Here is a 17,502-nt window from a genome sequence, read left to right on the forward strand (position 1 = left end):
ATGAAATTTCTAAAGAATGATCAAGCAGCCGTTTTTGCTTTAGGTGGTCTTGGTGAAATCGGTAAAAATACATATGCTGTTCAATTTCAAGATGAAATTATTATAATTGACGCTGGAATTAAGTTTCCAGAAGACGAACTCCTCGGAATCGATTATGTAATACCAGATTACACTTATTTTGTGCGAAACGAAGATAAAATTAAAGGGCTATTCATTACACATGGTCACGAAGATCATATCGGTGGAATTCCTTACTTATTACGTCAAGTGAACATTCCGATTTATGGCGGAAAATTAGCAATTGCACTAATCAAAAACAAATTAGAAGAGCACGGATTACTTCGTAAAGCCAAGCTTTATGAAATTCAAGAAGATGATGTTATTAAATTTAAAAAGACATCTGTTTCCTTCTTCCGTACAACTCACAGTATCCCAGATTCATACGGAGTTGTTGTGAAAACACCTCAAGGACAAGTGGTTCATACTGGAGATTTCAAATTTGACTTCACACCGGTTGGTGAACCAGCGGACTTAACAAAAATGGCTGAAATCGGAAAAGACGGTGTACTTTGTCTCTTATCTGACAGTACAAACAGTGAAGTTCCAAACTTTACAATGTCTGAGCGCCGTGTTGGTGATAGTATTCAAGATATTTTCCGCAAAGTAGAAGGTCGTATTATCTTCGCAACCTTTGCATCAAATATCCATCGCTTGCAACAAGTCGTTGAAGCGGCTGTTGAAAACAATCGTAAAGTGGCTGTATTTGGCCGAAGTATGGAGGCAGCGATTGAAATCGGACAAAACCTCGGTTATATTCGCTGTCCGAAAGATACATTCATAGATGCATCTCAATTAAATCGTCTACCGGCTAATAAAGTTGTTATTTTATGTACAGGTAGTCAAGGGGAGCCAATGGCAGCACTTTCACGTATTGCTAATGGTACCCATCGTCAAATTCAAATTATTCCTGGCGACACAGTTGTGTTCTCTTCTTCACCAATCCCTGGTAATACAATTAGTGTAAGCCGTACAATTAATATGTTGTACCGTGCTGGTGCTGATGTAATCCACGGAAAACTGTCAAACATTCATACGAGTGGACACGGTGGACAAGAAGAACAAAAACTAATGCTTCGTCTAATTAAACCGAAGTATTTCATGCCAATTCATGGTGAATATCGTATGCAACGTATGCATATGAAATTAGCAAATGATTGTGGTATTCCAGAAGAAAACTGTTTCATTATGGATAATGGTGATGTTCTTGCCTTACGTTCAGATGAAGCAAGTGTAGCTGGTAAAATACCATCTGGATCTGTTTATATTGACGGAAATGGTATTGGAGATATCGGTAATATCGTATTACGCGATCGTCGTATCCTTTCTGAAGAAGGACTTGTCATTGTCGTTGTAAGCATTGATATGAAAGAATTTAAAGTTGCAGCAGGGCCTGATATTATCTCACGTGGTTTCGTTTATATGCGCGAAAGTAGTGATTTAATTAATGATGCTCAAACATTAATTACAACTCATTTAGAAAAAGTAATGGAACGTAAAACAACACAATGGTCTGAAATTAAAAATGAAATTACAGATACATTAGCACCATTCCTATATGAGAAAACGAAACGTCGCCCAATGATTTTACCAATCATTATGGAGATATAAGAAAAAGGACAATACCTTTATGGTATTGTCCTTTTCTCTTATCTTAAAAAGTGCTTGAAACGATCTACTTCATCGTCATGACCAATTACAATTAATATATCTCCCGCTTGAATGTTTTCCGTAGCTCGAGGGGATACAATAACTTCTTTACCACGTTTAATCGCTACAATATTCAATCCAAACTTCGCACGAATATCTAATTCGATTAAAGAATGACCATCAATTTTTTTATTTGCAATAATCTCTACAATGCTATGCTCATCTGAAAGCTCAAGATAGTCTAACACATTACTTGATGCAATATTATTTGCAATCCTTTTTCCCATATCACGCTCTGGGTGCACAATGTGATCTGCTCCTATTTTACTTAATACTTTTTCATGGTAATCATTTTGAGCTTTTACAGTAATATTTTTTACACCTAACTCTTTCAGAATTAATGTTGTTAAAATACTTGAATTTAAATTGTCTCCAATCGCAACGACTACATGATCAAAATTACGAATACCAAGACTTTTTAATACCATCTCATCTGTTGAATCTGCAATTACAGCATGTGAAGCTATATTTGCAAACTCATTAATTTTATCCTCATCTGAGTCAATTGCCATTACTTCCATACCTAATTGAGCAAGTTCCCGACAAATACTTCCACCAAAACGCCCAAGCCCAATGACAGCAAATTCTTTCTCTTTTTCACCCACAAGAATTCCTCCAATAACATCGAATACTATGTATTTTTATTGTAACATACTTTAGATTTGCTACAAAAACCTGTATATCATTCTTATTTTTGTTTTTGCATATAAAAATACTGTTGTAAATAAAATGCGATACTGAAAATTAACATACCAAATACAAATATGTTTCCAAATGAACTAAACGTTTCAAAAACGAATAATAACGTTTCTTGTCCGAAGAAAGCAAATAATAGTTGTGTAAATGCGAATAGCAATGCCAATATATAATGGTGTTGATGGAATAAATAATGCGTTGCACCTAAAAAAGCGATAAACGAAAGAATGAAAATCCACCAATTTTCTAAAAACAGTTGCCAATTCGTAAATTGATATCCATTTACTAATATCGCAATAATTGCTATAACCGCCATCGTTGGCACACTCCATAACAATGCACGCCCTCTAAAGAAATGCGTACCTTTTACATCTCCCTTTTCATTTGCAATGTATGTTAGCACGACAGTACTTATATACAACACAGAGAGAATTGTTAAAACAATTATGAGCCAAAAATGCAACTGATAATATTCATGTTCTATATTCGTCACGATAGCAGCTAGCATACACGGTATTAGCATTCCCGTCCAACCATCTACTTTTCTCTCATTCCAAAATACCGTATTACCAATACGAATTCCTAATAGCATAAAAATAATGATACCTAGTACAAATAATGTAGTTTTATTTCCTACTAAGCTCGTTGAAAAAGCAATTAATCCAATAAATAAAAAAAGAACAAACCCATTCATAATTTCTAGTACAGGTGATAAATACCTTTTCACCCAGTTGTATGTCTCTTCATATTCATTATTATTCGCTAAACGGTAGGCATAAAAACTTATCCCAAAATAAACCGCCGCAATAATAACATATGTATATAAAACAAAACATAAAATCGCACTGCTGATCTGCACGTAATTCCCCACCCTTTTTTCTACGTTTCACCTTGATTTTACACACTTTCCACACGAATTGTAAACATATATAAGCTAGTTAACTAATCATCTTCTCAATAAGCGATAACGAATAATGAGCAGCGGCTCAAAACCACTGCTCATTATTTTATCCATTTGTATGCCGATGTGTATTCAAAACAAATATAAAAGATGTTTTCACCTTGGAACTAACAAATACCCACCAAGTTGGCGAGCAAATTTACTTTCTAGTTCCCTTCCACTTTACATATTGATCTAAAAATACGATAGCTTTCTCAATAGCCTCTTCATCTGGCTTTAATTTTGCATGATGTAAACCATATTCTGAATTTACCCCAAGCCAAAACATAAATCCAGGAATCTCTTGAAGCATATAACCAAAATCTTCACCTGTCATTGCCTCAGTACACGTAATTACTTTCATATCAGTTTGTTCACTTACAAATTGCATAAACTCTCTCGTTAATGCTTCATGGTTGTATACTTGGTGATACATCGCTCCGTAGTCAATAACCGCTTCACATTGGAAGGAAGCTTCTATACCTGCAACAATTGCCTCAATTCTACTTTTAACACGACTCATTGATTCCACTGATAACGTTCGAATCGTTCCTTCTAACCGAGACTTTTCTGCTATGATATTTTGAACTGTACCGCCTGTTATTTTTCCGATTGTAATTACTGCACTATCAAGTGGGTTTACATTACGACTAATAACAGACTGAAGCTGTGTAACAAGGTGACTAGCTGCGACAATCATATCATTTGCAGTATGAGGATAAGCTGCATGTCCACCTTTCCCCTTTAAATCAACATATAACTCTGATGTATTTGCAAATAATAGCCCCTCTTTTGTAGCAATTGTCCCTACAGGGTATTCAGGTGCAATATGAAGGCCGAGAATAATATTCGGCTTCCATTCTTTTAACTCTTCACTCTCTAACATAGGAAGAGCCCCTCCAGGCCCTTCTTCAGCTGGTTGGAATAGAAATACAAGGTCATCATCTATTCTTTCTGTTACAGCTGCTGTTAGGAGGCCTAAACCGATTGTCGTATGTAAGTCATGTCCACATGCATGCATCATTCCTTCATGAACAGAAGCGAACTCATATCCAGTTTCCTCTGTAATTGGTAAACCGTCTATATCTGCGCGATAACCTATAACTTTTTCTGGATTCCTTCCCTTTACTTTAACAATAACACCCGTTCTCCACACTTTCACTTCCACATGTTCATTCGAAAGCGTTCCTATGTAATCTAAAATATACTGTTGTGTTTTCCACTCTTTAAATCCAATTTCCGGTATTTTATGTAAGTCTCTACGAATTTGAACGAATTTGCTTACTGCCATTTTTGCACCTCTATCTATAAAAAGCGTAAGAGCCTGTTTATGCTCTTACGCTTTTTTGTTTTTATTTCTCTGGGTTTAATTGACGAAGCTCTTGTTTAATTTCAGTTTTTGCTTTTGTCTTCTCATCAATCTCTTTAATTACACGTGCTGGAGTACCTGCAACAACTGTATATGGAGGTACATCTTCTGTTACAACAGCTCCTGCTGCTACAACTGCACCTTTACCTACTGTAACTCCCTCTAACACAACTACGTTAGCACCAATAACAACATCGTCTTCAACGATAACTGGTTTTGCTGAAGGTGGCTCAATAACACCTGCAAGTACTGCGCCTGCACCTACGTGACAGTTCTTACCAACAGTTGCACGTCCACCAAGTACCGCGTTCATGTCGATCATAGACCCTTCACCAATTACAGCACCGATATTAATTGTTGCATTCATCATAATAACAGCGTTGTCGCCGATTTCAACGTGGTCACGAATAATCGCACCTGGCTCAATACGAGCTTTAATACCTTTTAAATCAAGCATTGGAATTGCAGAATTACGACGGTCATTTTCAACTACGTAATCAACAATGTACTTGCTATTTTCATCTAGAATTGTCTTAATTTCAGACCATTCTCCAAATAATACACCAGACTTTTTATTTACAAATGCTTGTACCGTTTCAGGGAATGTTACTTCTTTTAAATCCCCTTTTATGTATACCTTTACAGGAGTTTTCTTTTCACTTTTTTGAATAAACGAAATAATTTCGTTAGCGTCCATCATTTTCATTCTTGTTGCCTCCTAAATCCATTTATAATGTTACTCTACCAAACGATAGGGCGAGTAGCAAGATAATAATCCTATTTTTCCATTTGAATTTCCTCTATAATTTCTAAAAATGCTTGTACTTGCTTCAATTGTCTAGCTGATTCACTCGTCAATAACCATGTTTCTCTCGTTAATTGAACAGGTGTTTTATACATATTTTCCTGTACTTCTTTTAAAACAGTAGAAGGTAAAAGAGCATAACCTATACCATTTAAAACGAGTTGTTTGCAAGTCTCAATTTGATCAACGACAATTGTTCTCTTAGGTGGATTAGAAAATAAACCATACCACCAATTTTGTATCTGTCCATAATAAGTCGAATCACTTTTAAATTGAATAAATGGTCTATTTGTTTCTTTTAACATCGAAATATCTTTTATTTCTTTATCCACTAAATAAAGTTCATCTTCAAATAATTGTTGCTTCTGGCCTTTATATTCTTGTGTTCCTCTCAATATAGCAACATGCACGTCTCCTTCATAAAATTGCTTTTGCACCTCACTACTCCAGCCAGTAAACAGCGATATTTTTACAGAAGGATATTTATGTACAAACTTCTTCAAAACAGGAGGAAGCCAATATTGACCAATAACTGATGCGACAGCTATTTTTAACGTCCCATGAGTTTCTGTTCTAAAAACAGCTAGTTCACTTTTAATATCCTCTTCCCTTTGTAGCATTTCTTTTGCGTAATTTGCAACTTTTTCCCCTTCAGGTGTAATTGTCAATCCTTTTTGAGAGCGAATAAAAAACTTCATTCCCCATTGTTTCTCCATAGATTGTAATCGTTGACTAAGCGCAGGTTGTGAAACAAATAAACGTTCCGCCGCTTTTCTCATATTTGATTCCTGTGCTAACACAACCATCATTTGAAAATCATCAATTTGCAACTTTCTCCCTCTTTCCTTAGCTTCCATACACCTTATCTCAATAAGCTTTTCATCCGTAATTTAACTACATACGCTTATATTTTTTATCTTTTTAAATATAATACATACACAACTGATATGCACGAAAAAAAAGTGACTTCTTCGGTTCTATGAAGTCACTTTTCTCACATTATCGATTATGTTGCCTTACTTTTTTATTCAACAATTTTAAAATCGCTCGACGTGTTAAAATCCCCTCAAAATACCCATCTTCATTGACAGCGCAAATAAATGGATGATCAATAGTCATTTCTAATGCTTTTGCAAACGAATCTTCTAACTTAAGAACCGGGATATCTTTCTTCATTACTTGCTCTACTTTCATTTCGTCAAGTCTTTCAAACTCAATGCGTTCTAGCCCTAACATACCGTCTAAAATCATAGCAGTACTAATTAACCCATGCAATTTGTACATCGGGTCCAAAACAGGTATCGCCGAATATCCAGATTTCACAAGTACGAGTAAAGCATGCTCTAAACCATTCCCTATTTGGACATGTGCTACTTTTTCTGATGAAATCATTAAATCTTTTACAAAAATTTGTTGAAACTCGTCTTTTGGAATACTAATCATATTACATCCCCCATTTTCCCTTTTTCCTGCTTATAATTACCGGCTCTATTCACATTTTATGACAGCGTTTTCATATTATTATTTTGTCCTTACATTCTTTCAGTAAAAAACAAAATTACACAGCTATTTTAGCATATAACACAAAAAAAAGACTACCATTCCGGTAGCGCTTAATACCCTTTATTTTTTAATCTGTAAAATAACCTTGTGATTTTTTTATATTGCATCACGTCTGTCTTTTTTAAACCATTCTCGATATCTGTAAGTTCCACAGCTAAAATTTCACTCGCATAATTTTGCTGAAATAAAATATCTAGTAACAAACTTTCCTCTTCTTCTGTTAAAACAAATTCCCTTTTCATATACCCCTCTCCTTATACTCGCATCGTTACCATTATTATATAAAATTTTCAGCCTATTTAATAGATGTAATATTCAGTTTTTAGTGAAAGAAATATATAAATTGTTTTTATTTCGTATATCGATTTGCATAACTAAACGCCGCATAAGCATCTGGCTTAATTTTTGCAGTTAATCCCATCGCTTGAATTTTCGCTGTCATATCTAGAATAAATTCTTTTGTTAAACCATCATTTCCGATATCTAAGTGAATCTCCATTATAAAACCAGCCCCATCTTGAGCATATGGATGCAATAAATCCCATATTGTTTGTATATGATTAGGAGTAAATAGGCATGCAATTTCTTGACTAAACTGCGTCTCTAAATATATTTTCTCACGTAAAGTTTCTGGCTTATCTTTTACTGATTGATGGTGTAAACACCCCCAGGCTCCTTTTCCAACGCGATGAATATGAATTGCCGTAATAAACCTCGTATCCTTTTGATGTGCTTGTGAGTCTGTCCCAATGGATAAACGATATAAATTTCGCGGATCCTTTTTAATGAAATTACAAATACGGGTAAAGACCATATCAAAATTTAAATGTCTCTCTGAAACATTATAAAATTTATGTTCACCGGCCACATAGTCACGTCCTTTCAATTAGACAGACTTTTCGTATTCTCATTGTATGGGACAAAAACAAAAATTATAACTCCCTACCCTTTATTCGTTTCAATATTCCGAATTACATAATGGCAAACTTGGCACGTATAAATTACGTTTTGATTCGATTGAGCCGTTAGTACATGAATAATCTCAGCAGAATTGTGACAATTAGGACAAATCACAACTGGTAAACGTTCCATATAACACACCTCCTCACTATTTTCATCCCGCTATTTACTACCCGTCCTCAATTGGTGATGGATAATAAGCTGTATAATATGACGAAGAAACCCTACTAATTACACTTTCACTTTATTACCATTGTAGGAAAAATGAAAAATCCTTATACATATATACTAAAAGTAATAGAACTAAAAAAGGTGCTGCCCTATGGCAACACCTTTTTTATATGTATCAAGAAATGATATCGTAAATCTCAATTGCAACCATGTCGATATTATCGAATTGATACACTTGAGGTTTTTCACCTTGTTGATACACTTCTAACTCATACATTTCACTTTTATCGAAAAATTTCACGCTACATTTGCGCTCACCGTTCACTTCAAAATAGCGTTGTGCTACTTCACCGCTTTCAGCTTGTTCTTGTAGACTAACAAGTCGAGTTAAAATTCCTTGGAGTAGAGACATGAAATCTCTCCTTTCTCTGATCTTCCTACCAATAGGTTTTACAGCTATACTCATTCTATCCGTCATAACAGAAAAAATGTTCCACACTCTAGGATAAAGGTTATTGGCCAGAAACTCAACTAAAAATTTGTCGAAATACGAAGGAAAAAACAGAAAGAACATCTTTTCCCTTCTTTATTGCGATTTTTATACTGGAAGAATATAATAAAAAACAGTAAAAAGGAGGAATTGCAATGAAAAAAATTGAGGTTTACACACAACCTGATTGTCCGCCATGTGTTATTGTGAAAGAATTTTTAAAGCATAATAACGTTGTATACGAAGAGTTTGACGTAAAAAAAGACGCCGCTGCTCGCAATCGTCTTTTATATGACTATGACTCTTATTCAACTCCGACGGTTGTAATTGATGGAGAAGTTGTTGCTGGTTTTCAAATTGAAAAATTACAACAACTTCTTAATATAGAATAGGAATAGGTAAAGACCTATTCCTATTTTTATCCCGATATATTTTGGAAGTATGCATCTGATTGTGGCAAGTTCATATTAAACGGGATATGCCCCTGATTAAAGTTTCACTTTATAATTGTTGTAACCTTTTTATTTCAGTTAAAAGTTCTTGACTTTCATGATATCCAGCCAATTTCCATTTCCCTTGATCTCTTTGCAATGTTATAATTTGATATTGTCCACTTTTCGCCCGCTCATAAACATATAAAATTTTATGCTCTTCATCATATGACATTTTCGTTTCTGAATTAAAAGAAAATGGCGCTTCTTTTGCTGGAAGTAAATATTCACCACTTTGTTTATCACTTCTACTATTTTCATCTGTAAATACTTGAAGGAAATTCTCTGTAAAATATGGTGATAACGTTTCTATCATCTTATTCATCGGCAAACGCTTCCCACGAATTGAAAATTGGCTTTCATAGCCTTTTTGTATCGTTACAAACACTTCTTTCCGATCGACTTTCACTTCCTCTTTTCCTAAAACAGTTGTAACACTATAACCAACTAGAAAGGCAACGCATACAAATAGAACTAACCATATTCCATATTTTCTCATTTTTTCACCTTCCTTTTAAGAAAACTTGTCTTTGTAGTATTCATTGTAACAATGATTATGCAAAGAAAGGGCTGGTTTCGTTCGTAAAATCTTTACAACGATAGACAGCATTTTCGGCACCATTTTCACTATTACCAATTTATGATAAAAACAAACAAAAAATGCACGAATCTCTTCGTGCATTAAAATAAAACATCTTCTTCATATAAATATTCATACGATAAATCTATAAATAAAAAGTTCTCATCATCAATCGGGAAAGAAAATGTTCGTACCATCTCACCGGTTTCAATATCAGCATATAAATCTGAAAGTCTTGCCTTATTCTCAAAACGCATTTTCATAATATTCTCTAGAAAATACGGGCGCCAACTCCAGTTCTTCATATAATACTCAGGCATCACAATCCATTCCCCATCTTTTTTCATAACGTTTCCTGATTGTTGGAAACCATCTTCGTTACAAATAAATATACGAAAACTACATTGTGATACACTTTGGCTAAATTGTAATAACCAATCATTTATATCTTCATTCTTTTTCTGTTTCGCTAAAACATCGCCAATTCGATCACGTAACATTTCTGTTAAATTATAAATCTTTTGTAGTTTTTTCTTCTCATGTTGAATAAATTGATGACACTCATTACCAAGTCGTTCTTTCAAAACGTTCGTTTCAATAAAATCAGGTAAGCATTCTTTTAAATAATTCCCTTGATAGTACCTACCACCGTTTTTCCATGCATATTGTAATTGATAAAAAGCATCTATTTCTTCATATAACAATGTCGCACCAATTCTTCTAGCAAGTAATGATAAAGAATATAAAATATCTTGATAAGATTGTAAAAGTGCAGTTTGCCTTAAATTTGTTAAATCTACTTTTAAAATGTCAGGTGCTAACACGCTAATACGTTCTAAATTACTTGTACCTGTTCCGACTTTATTAATCGAAATTTGAATACCATATGTACGATAATACATAAGCAAATGATTAAATTGCTCTATATCTTCTTTACATTCATGTTCTGTAATCTCTAAAACAATGTTTTTCAAATTTAAACCTTGTTTTTCATACATCAATAAAAGTTGAAGCAAACTTTCATCATCATCGTTCATTAATACGTTAGCATTCCGATGTATAAATAATAATAGTTTTTGATCACTTTCTAAATAACGATTTAAAGCCTTTTCTACTATAATGTTATCCGCTTCTAGTTGAAACTCACTTGGAATAGAGTCATCATGAAAGAAAGAAGCTAAACTTTGTATGCCCTCTTCTGTTTGAATACGCCCTACTACTTCATATCCAATTACAGTATGTTCATCAGCACTAAAAATTGCTTGATAATAAGGAAGGACTTTATCCAAGTTACTCATTACATCTAATGCATCTATCAACGTGCTTCCCTCCCTTTACTTTTCAAAAATTATAACATGATATTTACGGAAAAATAATAAAAAATCCCTTCAGTTTTCCTGAAGGGATTAGAGGGGTAAAATGCTAAGGGGAATTAGCAATTCTACTATGAAGAAAAAAGAGGTCTTAAATATAACGTATATATGACCTCTTGTAAACACTTTTCTTTCACATGTCACAATTCCGTCACATTTTTCTTATCCCTTTTAAAATGGATATTGATGTAAATGTTGTCCTCCATCCATTGTCATACAAGTTCCATTTATGTACGCAGCTTCATCTGAACATAAATAATAAGCTAGACCTGCAATTTCTTCTGGCGTACCCAGTCTTCCAAGCGGAACACTTTGTATCGTACGCTTAGCCATTTCTTCTGAAATCCATAATTTATCAGCACCGCCCGTACGTTCAATTGGTCCTGGCGCAATAGCGTTAACTCGGATTCCATATTTACGTCCCCACTCAACAGCGAGTGTCTTCGTCATTGCTAATACTCCAGCCTTCGCTGCAGCCGAATGAATAACTCCCGGACCTGCATCCCACGCATATGTTGCTACCATGTTAATGATATTTCCTTTTATACCTTTTTCAATCCAATATTTTCCGACAGCCTGGCTACAGTAAAATGTACCGTTTAACACAATATTAATAACCGAATTCCAGCCGTTCACGGATAAATCTTCCGCTGGACAAATAAAGTTTCCAGCTGCATTATTTATTAAAATATCAATTCGTCCAAACTTCTCATCAATCTGTTCAATCATTTTCTGAATATCATCCGTATTTCTTACATCCATTTGTACCGGTAATATTTGTCCTGGAAATTGTTCAATTTCCAATTTTGTTTCCTCTAGTTTTTCCTTTGTACGTCCTGTAATAACAACTCGTGCCCCTTCTTTTGCAAAACGGGTCGCCATTCCTTTTCCCATTCCGCTCGATCCACCTGTTACAATAACTACTTTTTCTTTCATATTATATCCCCTCCAAAAATGAATACACATTCATTTTATCATTTTATTTAATAGAAATCTTTATATTTTTAAACTTTTCTGATATTTTAACGTAAAGAGATTTCTTTTTATTCACTTTTTCGTTATCTATACTACTTTTACATGATTTAAAATATATTTTAAAAAAACGAAAGGAGATTTGAGTAACCTGTAAATGTAACGAACACATGTAATATAAGCCAAATAGGTATACTCATATTTTTATGAAGAAAATTACAAGAAGAGATTTTTTAAAAACTGGAATGCGTACTTGCCTATATTCATTTATAACGACTAGTATCGGATACTATTATGCTAAATATATTGAGCCTCATCTGCTCTCTTTTACAGAACATACACTGAAATCACAACTCATCCCAAAAAGCTTTCACGGTATGAAGATTCTTCAATTTAGCGATTTACATCTCGGATACTATTTCTCTCTCCAACATTTATCTCAAATCGTCTCTAAAATTAATGCTGTAAAACCCGACATTGTTCTTTTTACTGGTGATCTCATTGATAATTATCAAACGTATACTGACACTCCTTTCGTTGCATCTATTTTAAAAAATATACAAGCACCCTTCGGTAAATTTTCTATTTATGGTAACCATGATCACGGCGGATATGGAACGGAATACTACGAACACATCATGCGTGAATCTGGATTTGAACTGTTACTAAACAGTGAAAAGAGAATCCGTCTACTGGATAATAGTGAAATTTCAATTTTCGGTCTTGATGATATACTATTAGGCAAACCCAAAATAAAGGAGACACTACAGCGCGCTCGGAAAAACATTTATAACATTGTTCTTGTTCACGAACCAGATATTGCACCGCAAATTGCTACATATCCAGTTAACTTACAACTTTCTGGTCATAGCCATGGCGGACAAGTACAAATCCCTTTTTTAGGCGCTATTATTACCCCAGCACTTGCTAAAAACTATGTAGAAGGTTTCTATACGATCCAAGATTTAGCTCTCTATGTCAATCGCGGCCTTGGCAGAACACGTGTCCCATTCCGATTTATGGCAAAACCTGAGATAACAATTTTTACACTCCAACATTCGTAATCATTCGCCTATTTTCTTACATATCCTTTCTTGTACGCGCTCATCCATGTTTCATTTACCATATGATAAAAGTGAGTCCAATAAAGGAGGTTTGTTCATGTATCCATATTATCAACCAATCCCAGTCCGTTCAGCACCTATTGGTCCAGTAGGCGACTCACGCTTCTTTCCGTTTTTTGGCGTCCCATTTCTAGCTGGTATTGCTGGTGGACTGCTTGGCGGAGCATTAGCTTTCGGTCCTAGACCGTATTACCCACCATATCCACCACCTTTCCCACCGCCGACACCTTATCCTTGTTATGGCGGACCTTGTCAACAACCATTCTATTATTAATGTACCGCAACAATTCTACTAATGTTATTTCCTTTCTTAACCGATTCATAATCCATTAACATGCTTATAATAAAAAGTATTCTCTCTACGCATCCTTTATAATAAGTAGAGAACAAAGTAAAAAACCTCTTAAAAAAGAGGTTTTTTACTTTGTTCTCATTATTCGGCATCTGTGTTTTGATACGCCATCTTAAATAACTTCACTTGGCTATCAATCTCTTCTGCCCCATTATTAATAACATAATAATAGTCACCGTCTTTATTTTGTTCACGTGTTTTCACATTATCAGCTAAAGTAAGCTGTAAAATCGCCTTAATTCGTGCCTTCATTTCAATATCTAATATCGGGAAAGATATTTCTACACGTTTCTCCATATTTCTTGTCATCCAGTCAGCTGAAGATAAATATATTTTCTCTTCTCCATTATGATGGAAATAATAAATACGGCTATGTTCTAAATATCTCCCGACAACACTAACTACCCGAATATTTTCACTTACATTTGGAATACCAGGTCGTAGGCAGCATGTTCCTCGAACGATGAGCTCTACCTTTACTCCAGCTTGTGATGCTTCATACATTTTTTTAATAAGTGGTTTATCAGTTAATGAATTCATTTTAGCAATGATATATCCATTTCCATATTGCCTATGATAACGAATTTCTTCATCTATTAAATCGCTAAATTGCTCTCTTATATCAAATGGTGCAACCGATAAATGATGAAAATGCGGCTTTGTTGTATAACCACTCAAATAATTAAAGAAATTTGTTGCATCGACCCCAAAGTCTTTTCGTGATGTAATATAACCAAAATCAGTATATAGCTTTGCGGTTGCATCATTGTAATTTCCGGTTCCAAGATGTACGAACCTTTCAATTTTTCCGTTTTTTCTTCTTACAACTAGCGTAATTTTACTATGTGTTTTCAAATGACTTACACCGTAAATAACATGACAACCCGCCTGTTCTAATTCTTTAGCCCAATGCACATTATTTTCTTCATCAAACCTTGCCTTTAACTCAACTAATACCGTCACTTGTTTCCCTTTTTCAGCCGCTACCTTTAGCGCCTGAATAATTGGAGAATCACCACTTACTCGATATAATGTTTGTTTAATCGCAAGTACATTCGGGTCGTCTGCTGCATCACGAACAAAATCAACTACTGGCTGAAACGATTCAAACGGATGATGTAATAAAATATCATGCTCAATTGCTTTTTCAAATACATCTTCGGCATCCCCTAAATCTTGAGGTCGTTGTGGAATAAGAGCCGGATATACTAAATGTTCATATAAAGGCGATAGTTTTTTATATAAAGAAAATAGACATGTTAAATCTAACGGTCCATCCATTATATACACATCTTCATCTTTTACTTCCAACACTTCATATAATAACGCTAATACTCTTTCATCAATGTGTTCTTTGCCAACTTCTAAACGTACAGCAGCTCCCCACTTACGCTTTTTTAATTCTTTTTCAATTACTTTTAATAAATCTCTCGCACCTTCTTCATGAATCGTTAAATCCGCATTGCGTGTAATACGGAAACGAGTAACAGATGATACTTTATATCCAGTGAATAATTTATGAGTAAAACCACTAATTACATCTTCTAATAAAATAAATTTATGCTTTTGCCCTTCACTCGGTAAAAATATGAAACGTTCAAGTAATGAAGGAACTTGTACAATCCCTAACTTCGTGCGGTTTTCTTCCTCCACTTGTTTCTCATCATATAAAAGAGTAGCTAAATTCAAACTTTTATTTAATAACATAGGAAATGGACGATACGCATCGATAGCTACAGGTGTTAAAACTGGGAAAATTTGCTCATCAAAATACTCTTCTATAAATTCTCTTTGTTCTTTCGTCAAATCATGGAATGTTAAACGCTCAATCCCCTCTAGCTCCAACGCTGGCAACACATAATTTTTAAACGTATCATATTGTACAGTCATTAATTCATGGGCCTTTATCGCAATTTTATTTAATTGCTTTTTTGGTGTTAAGCCGGCCTTATTTTCTGGTTGGTTAAACCCAGCGCTCACTTGATCCTTCAATCCTGCTACACGTACCATAAAGAATTCATCTAAATTGGAGCTAAAAATGCTAATAAACTTTAATCTTTCTAAAAGCGGATTCATTTCATCCTGTGCTTCTTGTAGTACACGTTCATTAAATGCTAACCAACTTAGTTCTCTATTGTTGTAATAAGCTGTATCATTTAAATTGACTATATTCCCCTTCAACATTTCCATCCTCTTCACACTTCCCTTGAAACTTTTTTACTATAATTTAGTTACTTTCATTTTAACAAATTACAATATTCCAAAGTGTTAATTTTTTGTAAAGACATCCGTACAACTTAGTGTTTTGATTCGAAGAATAAGTTAATATTCGTTTTCAATACTCTTTCCAGCTGCTTTTTTTGTTTTTCAGCTTGCACTTTTTCCGCTAATGCCGATTGCTCACATACAATTTTAAATGTTAATCCTTCTTTACTTTCTGTTATAGATATCGATTCAACAAGCGATCTTTGTCTTATATTTAGAGCTGCTGAAAATTGTAAAACAGCCCCTAATAGGCGAATTTTTTTTTGTTCGTTTTTATCAAACCATCCTTCAAACGGAGACAGATGTTGTTTGAATAACATTTTTGATTTATAAGACGCAATAAGCGCTAATCTAACTCGCTCTTTATGCATCATACCATCAATTGTTTTATTTGCTAATAAATAAAACGTATGTAAACGGCTCGCTTCTTCGTCTATATATTTGCCTATATTAAATACTTTCGCTGCTTGATGGAACACTTCCCAGTCTTTTACTGACATAGAAATCAGCCCTGTTTCTTCAAGCTGTTGACAAATTAATCTTCCATGTTTAATAAGCTGTATTACAAATTCCATGTCCATTTCATATTCATGTGATAATAAATACAAACTTTCTTCGACCACGTTCGGATAATATGAAATCCCCAAATCTTTTGTCAACTCTTCATAGAAAACACCTTCTCTTAATCCTTTTCTACTTAATACAAATGCTGGTGCCTCTATAACATGAACAAGCGTATGAAATACTTCGACTGCGGGAACAATTGTATCCGCTCGATCTTTTGCCAATCCTTCCAATTTTTGAAGTTCTATGAACGACAAGCCTTCCAATTCTTCTTTCACATTTTTAATATCTTCTTCTTTCATCTTGTATAAATGTACTCCTGCTATAGGATAACAAATTAAATTTTGATGAATTTTCACTAAGTTCCTCGCACTACCACCAATTGCAATAAGGGGTAATTTCTTATCAATTAACCATGGTAATGTTCGAAATTGATATTCCAAGTACGTTTGAAGCTTTTCCAACTCTTCTTCAGTAGGTATGTCCCCTTTAATAAATTGTTGCTTTAAAGAAAGTGCCCCAAAAGGAAAGCTATGATACTCTAAAATCTCTCTATTTCGAAAGTATGTAACTTCCGTACTTCCTCCACCAATATCTACTGTAATCCCTTCCGAGAACGAAGTTGAATTCATAACCGCTAAATAGCCGTAACGCGCTTCTTCATATTCTGATAATACTCTAAGAGTAAAGTCTGTTTGTCCTTCAACAAGTTTTTTAATTTCCTCTTGATTCTCAGCCTGCCTAATTGTTGCTGTTGCAACACAAAGTACATGGCGCAACTGATGGAATCGTGTACTTTCTTGAAATTGAAATAATGTTTGTAACAATACCTCTACTCCTTCTTCAATCAACACACCATCGACTAAGTAATTCCTTAACCTTGCAACCACTTTCGTATTTTCAATCTCTTTATAAAAACCTCCGTTTTGCTTTTCATAAATAACTAAACGCATTGTATTAGATCCAATATCTATAATGGCATATTGCTGTTTTAATATTTCTTTCAAACTTCTCACTCTT

19 protein-coding genes are annotated in these 17,502 nt (G+C 34.4%); 4 read left to right on the forward strand and 15 right to left on the reverse strand.

The window, feature by feature from the left end:
* Entirely contained in the window at positions 1–1,668 is a 1,668-nt protein-coding gene (rnjA, locus tag ACTFSI_RS02230) for a ribonuclease J1 (RefSeq protein ID WP_000670368.1), read from the forward strand.
* 38 nt (positions 1,669–1,706) lie between these two features.
* On the opposite strand, the gene ACTFSI_RS02235 is transcribed toward rnjA, so the two are convergent.
* The 10 genes from ACTFSI_RS02235 to ACTFSI_RS02280 form a co-directional block, all read right to left on the reverse strand.
* Positions 1,707–2,372 (reverse strand): potassium channel family protein, encoded by a 666-nt coding sequence (locus tag ACTFSI_RS02235; RefSeq protein ID WP_000504032.1) that lies wholly within the window; start codon positions 2,370–2,372, stop codon positions 1,707–1,709.
* 83 nt (positions 2,373–2,455) lie between these two features.
* Positions 2,456–3,322: a hypothetical protein gene (locus ACTFSI_RS02240; RefSeq protein ID WP_001167329.1), complete on the reverse strand. Its 867-nt coding sequence runs from the start codon at positions 3,320–3,322 to the stop codon at positions 2,456–2,458.
* Positions 3,323–3,563: 241 nt separating this feature from the next.
* Positions 3,564–4,694, reverse strand: coding sequence for an N-acetyldiaminopimelate deacetylase (locus tag ACTFSI_RS02245; protein ID WP_000301169.1), 1,131 nt, complete (start codon positions 4,692–4,694; stop codon positions 3,564–3,566).
* 61 nt (positions 4,695–4,755) lie between these two features.
* A complete protein-coding gene (gene dapD / locus ACTFSI_RS02250; protein WP_000783248.1) occupies positions 4,756–5,478 on the reverse strand; it encodes a 2,3,4,5-tetrahydropyridine-2,6-dicarboxylate N-acetyltransferase in 723 nt (240 codons plus the stop codon).
* Between the two features lie 71 nt (positions 5,479–5,549).
* Complete coding sequence (locus tag ACTFSI_RS02255) at positions 5,550–6,434, reverse strand: LysR family transcriptional regulator (RefSeq protein ID WP_001984809.1); 885 nt, start codon at positions 6,432–6,434, stop codon at positions 5,550–5,552.
* A gap of 142 nt (positions 6,435–6,576) precedes the next feature.
* Entirely contained in the window at positions 6,577–7,020 is a 444-nt protein-coding gene (gene cbpB, locus ACTFSI_RS02260; protein ID WP_000623566.1) for a cyclic-di-AMP-binding protein CbpB, read from the reverse strand.
* A 170-nt stretch (positions 7,021–7,190) separates the two neighbouring features.
* Positions 7,191–7,382 carry an antirepressor AbbA gene (gene abbA / locus ACTFSI_RS02265; protein ID WP_000817794.1) on the reverse strand — a complete coding sequence of 64 codons (192 nt, stop codon included), beginning with the start codon at positions 7,380–7,382 and terminating at the stop codon, positions 7,191–7,193.
* 107 nt (positions 7,383–7,489) lie between these two features.
* Positions 7,490–8,008, reverse strand: a complete 519-nt coding sequence (locus ACTFSI_RS02270) for a ribonuclease H-like YkuK family protein (protein WP_000896652.1) — start codon at positions 8,006–8,008, stop codon at positions 7,490–7,492.
* A 74-nt stretch (positions 8,009–8,082) separates the two neighbouring features.
* Positions 8,083–8,232 carry a hypothetical protein gene (locus tag ACTFSI_RS02275; RefSeq protein ID WP_000440537.1) on the reverse strand — a complete coding sequence of 50 codons (150 nt, stop codon included), beginning with the start codon at positions 8,230–8,232 and terminating at the stop codon, positions 8,083–8,085.
* Between the two features lie 214 nt (positions 8,233–8,446).
* Positions 8,447–8,683, reverse strand: coding sequence for a YkuJ family protein (locus ACTFSI_RS02280; RefSeq protein ID WP_000055151.1), 237 nt, complete (start codon positions 8,681–8,683; stop codon positions 8,447–8,449).
* Positions 8,684–8,916: 233 nt separating this feature from the next.
* Between ACTFSI_RS02280 and ACTFSI_RS02285 the strand changes: the two genes are divergently transcribed.
* Positions 8,917–9,153 (forward strand): glutaredoxin family protein, encoded by a 237-nt coding sequence (locus ACTFSI_RS02285; RefSeq protein WP_000717880.1) that lies wholly within the window; start codon positions 8,917–8,919, stop codon positions 9,151–9,153.
* A gap of 109 nt (positions 9,154–9,262) precedes the next feature.
* Here ACTFSI_RS02285 and ACTFSI_RS02290 read toward each other — a convergent pair whose 3' ends face one another.
* The 3 genes from ACTFSI_RS02290 to fadH all read right to left on the reverse strand — a co-directional run bounded on the left by ACTFSI_RS02290 (position 9,263) and on the right by fadH (position 12,141).
* A complete protein-coding gene (locus ACTFSI_RS02290; RefSeq protein ID WP_001233819.1) occupies positions 9,263–9,751 on the reverse strand; it encodes a DUF3993 domain-containing protein in 489 nt (162 codons plus the stop codon).
* Between the two features lie 182 nt (positions 9,752–9,933).
* A complete protein-coding gene (locus ACTFSI_RS02295; RefSeq protein WP_000564304.1) occupies positions 9,934–11,151 on the reverse strand; it encodes an EAL domain-containing protein in 1,218 nt (405 codons plus the stop codon).
* A 225-nt stretch (positions 11,152–11,376) separates the two neighbouring features.
* On the reverse strand, positions 11,377–12,141 hold the full coding sequence (gene fadH, locus ACTFSI_RS02300; protein WP_000660918.1) for a 2,4-dienoyl-CoA reductase: 765 nt from the start codon (positions 12,139–12,141) through the stop codon (positions 11,377–11,379).
* A 242-nt stretch (positions 12,142–12,383) separates the two neighbouring features.
* Here fadH and ACTFSI_RS02305 point away from each other — a divergent pair, with 242 nt between their 5' ends.
* Together ACTFSI_RS02305 and ACTFSI_RS02310 are read left to right on the forward strand one after the other, a co-directional pair.
* The gene (locus ACTFSI_RS02305; protein WP_000724516.1) at positions 12,384–13,241 is read left to right on the forward strand and encodes a metallophosphoesterase; all 858 of its coding nucleotides are present in this window, start codon (positions 12,384–12,386) and stop codon (positions 13,239–13,241) included.
* A gap of 97 nt (positions 13,242–13,338) precedes the next feature.
* Positions 13,339–13,575 (forward strand): hypothetical protein, encoded by a 237-nt coding sequence (locus ACTFSI_RS02310; RefSeq protein ID WP_000283744.1) that lies wholly within the window; start codon positions 13,339–13,341, stop codon positions 13,573–13,575.
* A 159-nt stretch (positions 13,576–13,734) separates the two neighbouring features.
* On the opposite strand, the gene ACTFSI_RS02315 is transcribed toward ACTFSI_RS02310, so the two are convergent.
* Complete coding sequence (locus ACTFSI_RS02315) at positions 13,735–15,843, reverse strand: polyphosphate kinase (protein ID WP_138321190.1); 2,109 nt, start codon at positions 15,841–15,843, stop codon at positions 13,735–13,737.
* A gap of 107 nt (positions 15,844–15,950) precedes the next feature.
* Positions 15,951–17,489, reverse strand: coding sequence for an exopolyphosphatase (ppx, locus tag ACTFSI_RS02320; protein WP_044790721.1), 1,539 nt, complete (start codon positions 17,487–17,489; stop codon positions 15,951–15,953).
* Positions 17,490–17,502: the final 13 nt, after the last annotated feature.

The sequence above is a fragment of the Bacillus cereus group sp. MYBK101-2 genome, assembly GCF_051918845.1.
GTDB classification, from domain to species: domain Bacteria; phylum Bacillota; class Bacilli; order Bacillales; family Bacillaceae_G; genus Bacillus_A; species Bacillus_A paranthracis.

What these genes read in the sequence shown, in the direction of transcription:
- rnjA (WP_000670368.1), top strand. Translation starts at nt 1, where the DNA reads ATGAAATTTCTAAAGAATGATCAAGCAGCCGTTTTTGCTTTAGGTGGT.
- ACTFSI_RS02245 (WP_000301169.1), bottom strand. Translation starts at nt 4,694, where the DNA reads ATGGCAGTAAGCAAATTCGTTCAAATTCGTAGAGACTTACATAAAATA.
- dapD (WP_000783248.1), bottom strand. Translation starts at nt 5,478, where the DNA reads ATGAAAATGATGGACGCTAACGAAATTATTTCGTTTATTCAAAAAAGT.
- ACTFSI_RS02255 (WP_001984809.1), bottom strand. Translation starts at nt 6,434, where the DNA reads ATGGAAGCTAAGGAAAGAGGGAGAAAGTTGCAAATTGATGATTTTCAA.
- cbpB (WP_000623566.1), bottom strand. Translation starts at nt 7,020, where the DNA reads ATGATTAGTATTCCAAAAGACGAGTTTCAACAAATTTTTGTAAAAGAT.
- abbA (WP_000817794.1), bottom strand. Translation starts at nt 7,382, where the DNA reads ATGAAAAGGGAATTTGTTTTAACAGAAGAAGAGGAAAGTTTGTTACTA.
- ACTFSI_RS02275 (WP_000440537.1), bottom strand. Translation starts at nt 8,232, where the DNA reads ATGGAACGTTTACCAGTTGTGATTTGTCCTAATTGTCACAATTCTGCT.
- ACTFSI_RS02280 (WP_000055151.1), bottom strand. Translation starts at nt 8,683, where the DNA reads ATGTCTCTACTCCAAGGAATTTTAACTCGACTTGTTAGTCTACAAGAA.
- ACTFSI_RS02285 (WP_000717880.1), top strand. Translation starts at nt 8,917, where the DNA reads ATGAAAAAAATTGAGGTTTACACACAACCTGATTGTCCGCCATGTGTT.
- ACTFSI_RS02290 (WP_001233819.1), bottom strand. Translation starts at nt 9,751, where the DNA reads ATGAGAAAATATGGAATATGGTTAGTTCTATTTGTATGCGTTGCCTTT.
- fadH (WP_000660918.1), bottom strand. Translation starts at nt 12,141, where the DNA reads ATGAAAGAAAAAGTAGTTATTGTAACAGGTGGATCGAGCGGAATGGGA.
- ACTFSI_RS02305 (WP_000724516.1), top strand. Translation starts at nt 12,384, where the DNA reads ATGAAGAAAATTACAAGAAGAGATTTTTTAAAAACTGGAATGCGTACT.
- ACTFSI_RS02310 (WP_000283744.1), top strand. Translation starts at nt 13,339, where the DNA reads ATGTATCCATATTATCAACCAATCCCAGTCCGTTCAGCACCTATTGGT.
- ACTFSI_RS02315 (WP_138321190.1), bottom strand. Translation starts at nt 15,843, where the DNA reads ATGGAAATGTTGAAGGGGAATATAGTCAATTTAAATGATACAGCTTAT.